Genomic DNA, 5539 nt, shown 5'->3' on the forward strand with positions numbered 1-5539 from the left:
CTCGGCGATCCGAGTCAGGATCTCCTGCGAGAACGTGCGTCCGCCCATCGTAACCATGCCGCGAGTCTACGACACGGCGGGCGCTGTGTCCAGCACATGTTATGGGCAAGCTACAGCCCGGAGGGAGGGGGAATAAGCCATTGGACAGCCGATATTTCTTCCCCTCCCAACGGGAGGGGATTGAGGGGATGGGCGATCGGGAATCGTCGCCTTCCTTACCAAGGCATACCGAAAACCTGAACGAGATGGGTATAGTAGTCTAGCGGCGTCTTATCGGCCGGCCAGGATGACACCGATGCCGACCGACCAACGCCGTAGGGAAGGACCTGGGCAGTTACCGCCCTGGTCAGAGCACACCACATTCAACTCTGTGTGTTGCGCTCGACCCAGCGGACACTCGAATCCAGCGTCTCCCGTTTCCAGAACGGGGCGCGCGATTTCAAGTCCTCGATGAGAAACCGGCAGGCCTCGAGGGCCGCCGCACGGTGCGCGGACCACACCGCACAAAGCACGATGGGTTCGCCAGGCGACAGGGCGCCGATCCGGTGGAGGATGAGGGTATCCATGAGCCCGAAGCGCGTCATGGCCTCGGAGGCGATCCCGCTGAGATGCCGCTCCGTCATACCCGGGTAATGCTCGAGTGTCATGCCGCGCACCGCATCGCCTTCATTGAAGTCGCGCATGGTACCGACGAAGACGGCGCAGGCGCCGTGCCGCCCCGATCCGGCCAGCGACTCGCGCTCGTAGCGCGCCATCTCCGCCCACGGGTCGAAGGGGGCATCGCGGATCTCGATCCTCATGGCAGCTTGGCCTTGGTGAAGACCTTGGGATCGTAGCGGCAGAAGAGTCCACGGCGTTCGATGGCGCCGTAAAGCACGCGCAGGGGGGTCGGCACGAAGCGCATCAAACGCCTCCCCAGGCGCCATAGTGGCGAGTCCCAGAGCCGCTCCTCCCACATTGTCTCGTAGTCGCTCTGATAAACGGCCTGGGTAAAAAGCGCCGTCTCACGGTCCTTGCAGGCCAACACCGCGAGGTAGGTCGGCCAGCGGTTGGCCAATTCGACGCGCCGCCGGGCGCGCGCGGGGTCCGCGACCTCGAACCAGGGGGCGCCGGGCCGATCCTCGAACACGAACAGTTTTCTGACCTCGAAACCGTTGCTCTCGCCGAAGGCCCGGAAAAACAGCTCGGGGCTGAACTGGTAGAAACCGTGCCCCAGAAAGTTATTGCACGGCACGATCGAAAGAAAATGCCCTCCGCTCGCGAGCATTTCCATGCAGCTCCGGAGGGCGGTCGGAAAATTGAACACATGCTCCAGGGATCCACCATCGATGACCGCGGTGAACTGCCCCTTGTAGCGATCGGCAAGCGCCACGTTGAGGTCCACGATATCGGTCGCGTGCTCGTAAGCCGAGGCATCGAACGACCGGATCGTCCGGGCGCCCAAGACCTCCAGGAACGGCTCGGCGAAGCCCTGGTTGCGCCGGCACAGGGCATGAACCGCGTTCAGCGGATAGACGAACCCGAAGGCCGCGAGGTTGCGCCTGAGCTCGGCGGCGCTGAGATGCAGGGTCTGGCGTCCGATCATCGCCGTGCGCTCGAAAGAAGCCCCGAGGCTCAGTGCATAGAGCAAGAAGCGCGTGCCGTGAACGTCCAGACCCATTCGAGAACCCACCCCGCCAGGGACGTGTAAGGATATACAAATGAAGGTCTGGCGATCGATACGGACGATCCAGTCATAGACTGGGACCAACACCGTTCCAAAGCCCCGTCGCCGGGATCCGCCTTCCCCTCTTCCAGCCTACAGGCCTGACGCCGCCGTGACCAGTATCACGGCCTCGACCACCTCGACCGTGGCCCCGAGTGTGTCGCCGGTGCAGCCACCGAGGTGGGCGATCATGAACCGGCGTAGCAGATACACGGTCGCGAGCGCACTGGCCGTCGCGAACACACCGAGACCGAACGCGCAAACGACGAAGGCAACCCCGGCGGAGCCGATCGCCGCGCGTCTCGGCAGGTTCGCCAGGAGCTCGCTGCCGAGCCCGCTCACCCGCACATAGGGCGTAGTCAGGAGCACCAGGGTCACCGCCGTCCGCCCCAGCACCGGTGCCAGGATCAGGGGGGCGTAGGCTTGGCCCCCCAGGACCTCCGCCAAGGCGGCGAACTTTACGAGCAGCACGAGGACCACGGCCACGATCGCCATCGCCCCGGCATGCGGGTCCTCGAGGACGGCCAGGCTCCGGTCGCGGTCCCCGCGGCCAGCGGCCCAGGCATCGGCCCAATCCGCAAGCCCATCGAGGTGCAGCCCACCCGTCAGGGCGACCCACAGGGTCACGACGATCGCTGCGCGCAGCCCCTCGCCCACCCCATCGAAGAGCGCCGCTTCGATGCCGCAAAGCGCGCCGATCACGAGGCCCGCGAGCGGGTACATAACCACCGAATGGCCTGCCGTCGGTCCCCCGTGCGGCAAGCCGCGCGGCACCGGGAGACAGGTGAGAAACCCGAGCGCCGCCCAAAAGGCCGTGATCAAGGGGGGGGCCGGTGCCACAGTAAGACCGGGGCGCCGGTCTCGTCCGCCTGCACTCGGGCGAGCGAGCCGTAGGGTACATCGATATCAAACAGCCTGCCGACGGGCAGATCCAAGGCCCTACGCAGGATCACGCGGATAGGCCCCCCATGGCTCACGACCAACCAGTGCTGCCCGCCGGCCTCGCCGATCAGGTCCTCGAAAGCGGCCCACACCCGCCCATCGAAGGCCGCGTAGTCCTCGCCGCCCGGTGCCGGATGGTCCCCCGGGCACGCCCAGAAGGCGAATAGCGCGTCGCCGTGCTCGCGAAGCAACTCCTTCCAGGGCCGGCCTTCCCATTCGCCAAACCCGATCTCGCGGAACCGCGGTTCGATGCGCGGCGTGAGTCCAAGGGACGCGCCCAGGGCGCGGGCCGCGGCCCGGCAGCGCTCCAGTGGCGAGCTGACGATCCCGGCCCAACGCCATGGGGCACGTGCCCAGGAATCGACCTGCCGCGCGCCGACGGCGCTCTGCGCCGCATCGGCGTGGGCGCCGAGACACAGCCCGCCCTCGACCTCGCCGTGACGCAAGAGGTCGATGACGGTGCCGGGCCGCGTCGTCATGACGCGATCAGCGAAGATATGGCGCCGCGACGGCCGCTTCCGGCCCGCATCGCCCTTTCAGGATCTGTGGGAGTCCGACCGTCACCCACACCACCCGCTCGCAGATCCGGGCGAGGTCCTGGTGCAGCCACCCCGCCTCATCGGCGAAGCATCGCGCGAGCGGATGCTCGGGCACGATGCCCATGCCCACCTCGTTGCCGATCAGCCACACCTCACCTTCGAGGCCCGGCAACACCTCGAAGAGCGCGCGACGCTCCGTCTGGAAGCGCCATCCGCCCTCGGCCAGCAGGTTGCCGAGCCACAAGGTCAGGCAATCGACGATCACGAACCGCGAGCGCGCGGACTGCCGGGCAAGCGTCTCCGCGAGCCGTAGCGGCTCCTCGATGAGCACCCAGTCGTGTGGACGACGCGCGCGGTGGCGGGCGATGCGCGCCGCCATCTCGGGATCCGCCTCCGACATCGCCACTTGGGCGGTCGCGACATAGACGACCCCGAGCCCGGAAGCCTGCGCCTCTGCTTCGGCATAACGGCTCTTGCCCGAGCGGGCGCCGCCCACGATCAAGGTGCGCATCGGCGTGCCTCGATCTGGATTGCGCGTAGACAGTCCGAGCACAGACAGGCAGCGAACCGCGCCGAGACGTAGGCGCGCTCCGCGGCGGACAACGCGATGCCATCACAAGGACAGCTCGCGATCTCTTTGGCCCTGCACCCGAAGCTCTGGCCACACCTTGGACAGGTCTCGTCTCGATTGTCGGGGGTGGGCACGGGGTCTCTCAAACCGGAAGCATCGACCGGTCTATCATATGACCAATCGCAGGCGAGCATATGACCAATCGCAGGCGAGGCGGATCCGCCGCCCGTCACGGCGCGGGGCCGGACACCGCCGCTTCGTCGAAGGTCGCCATCCCGCCGTGCAGTGCGCACGTAAGCCGCAGGATCGGTACCGCGAGGGCCGCACCGCTCCCCTCACCCAGCCGCATGCCGAGGTCCAGGAGCGGTCGGACACCGAGCGCGCCGAGCACCTGGCCGTGGCCTGGTTCGGCTGAGCGATGGGCGTAGAACAACCACTCGCCGACGGCCGCCTGGACGCCGACAGCGAGCAAGGCCGCCACGCTCGCGATGAAGCCGTCGACGAGCACCGGAACGGCGCCCGCCGCGGCATGGAGATAGGCCGCGACCAGCGCCGCGATCTCGAAGCCACCGAGACGGCGCAGGACCTCCAGGGGATCGCCTAACGCCGCTCTATGCCGTGACAGTCCCGCCGCGATCACGGCGCGCTTATGCGCCACCCCGACGTCGTCGAGGCCGGCGCCGGGACCGGCCATGATCGCCGGATCGGCGCCGAGCAAGGCGCAGGCGATGGCACTCGCAGAGGTGGTATTCCCTATCCCCATCTCGCCACCGACAAAGAGCTGCGCACGCGCGCTTCGCACCCGTTCGATCGCCTCGCGGCCGGCGTTCAGGGCCCGCTCGAGCTGTACCTCGCTCATGGCCGGCTGTTCCACGAAATTGGCGGTCCCGGCCCCGGCGCGCGCCACGACCAGCCCGGCACAGTCGCGCAACGGCTCGACCACGCCCACATCGACGACCTCGAGCCGCGCCCCGATCGCGCGCGCCAGTACGCTGATGGCCGCCCCGCCGGATAAAAAGTTTCGCAGCATCTCGCGGGTGACCGCTTGCGGATAGGCCGAAACCCCCTCCGCCACGACCCCGTGGTCGGCCGCGAAGACCGTGATCGCGACCCGGTCGATCGCGGGACGCCCCGTGCCGTAGAGCCCCGCCAGCCGCACCGCTAGGTCCTCGAGCGCGCCCAAGGCCCCGCTAGGTTTGGTCAGGCGCGCCTGACGGGCGAGCGCCTGCGTGCGGCTCTTGCGGCACGGCTCGGGGATATCCGTTGGCAGGATCGCCTGGCGCCGCATCGTGTAGACCCGTGGATCGACGCTCATCAGGTGTCGGAATGACGGGGCATGGGGTTAGAGCCCGTGGGTTCAGAGGCGTCCGATCCCTCGCCTGCCTTGCAAGGTGGGGTAGCAGCAGGGTTGACCCATCGTGCCCAGGGTCCGCGCCGCGATCCGCTCGGGCCACGCATACGATAAACTCGGGACGCGAGCTCCGCAAAGGTCGGCCAGCTCGGGCTCCGCAGAGGTGCGGGGAGCGCTGGTCGTCGGCAGGCGCTGTGCGACCTCGGGCCCGAGGCGCATCTTTGCGGCTCGATGAGCGTACCCTGGGCGGAGGCCGGATCAATGAACAGGAAGGGTGTAGCTCTGATACTGAGACCTCAATGCACCGTTCGTTTAGGGAACAGCACGACGTTTTCTGGGATCTCGACGGTGCGTTGGTAGGTACTGGACAACAACTTCCAGGCGCGCTCAAAGCGCTCGCTCTGGTGGAGTGCGCGCAGGGTCAAGATGGC

The 5539-nt window shown here is 67.5% G+C and carries 6 protein-coding genes; all 6 read right to left on the reverse strand.

Going from position 1 to position 5539, the window contains the following annotated elements; genetic code table 11:
• Positions 1 to 362: 362 nt before the first annotated feature.
• The 6 genes from M3461_00215 to cobT all read right to left on the reverse strand — a co-directional run bounded on the left by M3461_00215 (position 363) and on the right by cobT (position 5045).
• Positions 363 to 800, reverse strand: coding sequence for a molybdenum cofactor biosynthesis protein MoaE (locus M3461_00215; GenBank protein ID MDQ3772913.1), 438 nt, complete (start codon positions 798 to 800; stop codon positions 363 to 365).
• Positions 797 to 1660 (reverse strand): hypothetical protein, encoded by an 864-nt coding sequence (locus M3461_00220; GenBank protein ID MDQ3772914.1) that lies wholly within the window; start codon positions 1658 to 1660, stop codon positions 797 to 799. Before M3461_00220 ends, M3461_00215 begins: the two co-directional genes overlap by 4 nt.
• Positions 1661 to 1798: 138 nt before the next feature.
• Positions 1799 to 2527 carry an adenosylcobinamide-GDP ribazoletransferase gene (cobS, locus tag M3461_00225; GenBank protein ID MDQ3772915.1) on the reverse strand — a complete coding sequence of 243 codons (729 nt, stop codon included), beginning with the start codon at positions 2525 to 2527 and terminating at the stop codon, positions 1799 to 1801.
• Positions 2524 to 3126 (reverse strand): histidine phosphatase family protein, encoded by a 603-nt coding sequence (locus M3461_00230; protein ID MDQ3772916.1) that lies wholly within the window; start codon positions 3124 to 3126, stop codon positions 2524 to 2526. The genes cobS and M3461_00230 overlap by 4 nt, the downstream gene beginning before the upstream one ends.
• A 7-nt stretch (positions 3127 to 3133) precedes the next feature.
• Entirely contained in the window at positions 3134 to 3697 is a 564-nt protein-coding gene (gene cobU / locus M3461_00235) for a bifunctional adenosylcobinamide kinase/adenosylcobinamide-phosphate guanylyltransferase (protein MDQ3772917.1), read from the reverse strand.
• 289 nt (positions 3698 to 3986) lie between these two features.
• Complete coding sequence (gene cobT, locus M3461_00240) at positions 3987 to 5045, reverse strand: nicotinate-nucleotide--dimethylbenzimidazole phosphoribosyltransferase (GenBank protein MDQ3772918.1); 1059 nt, start codon at positions 5043 to 5045, stop codon at positions 3987 to 3989.
• Between the last annotated feature and the right edge of the window lie 494 nt (positions 5046 to 5539).

This window comes from Pseudomonadota bacterium, assembly GCA_030860485.1.
GTDB lineage: Bacteria > Pseudomonadota > Gammaproteobacteria > JACCXJ01 > JACCXJ01 > JACCXJ01.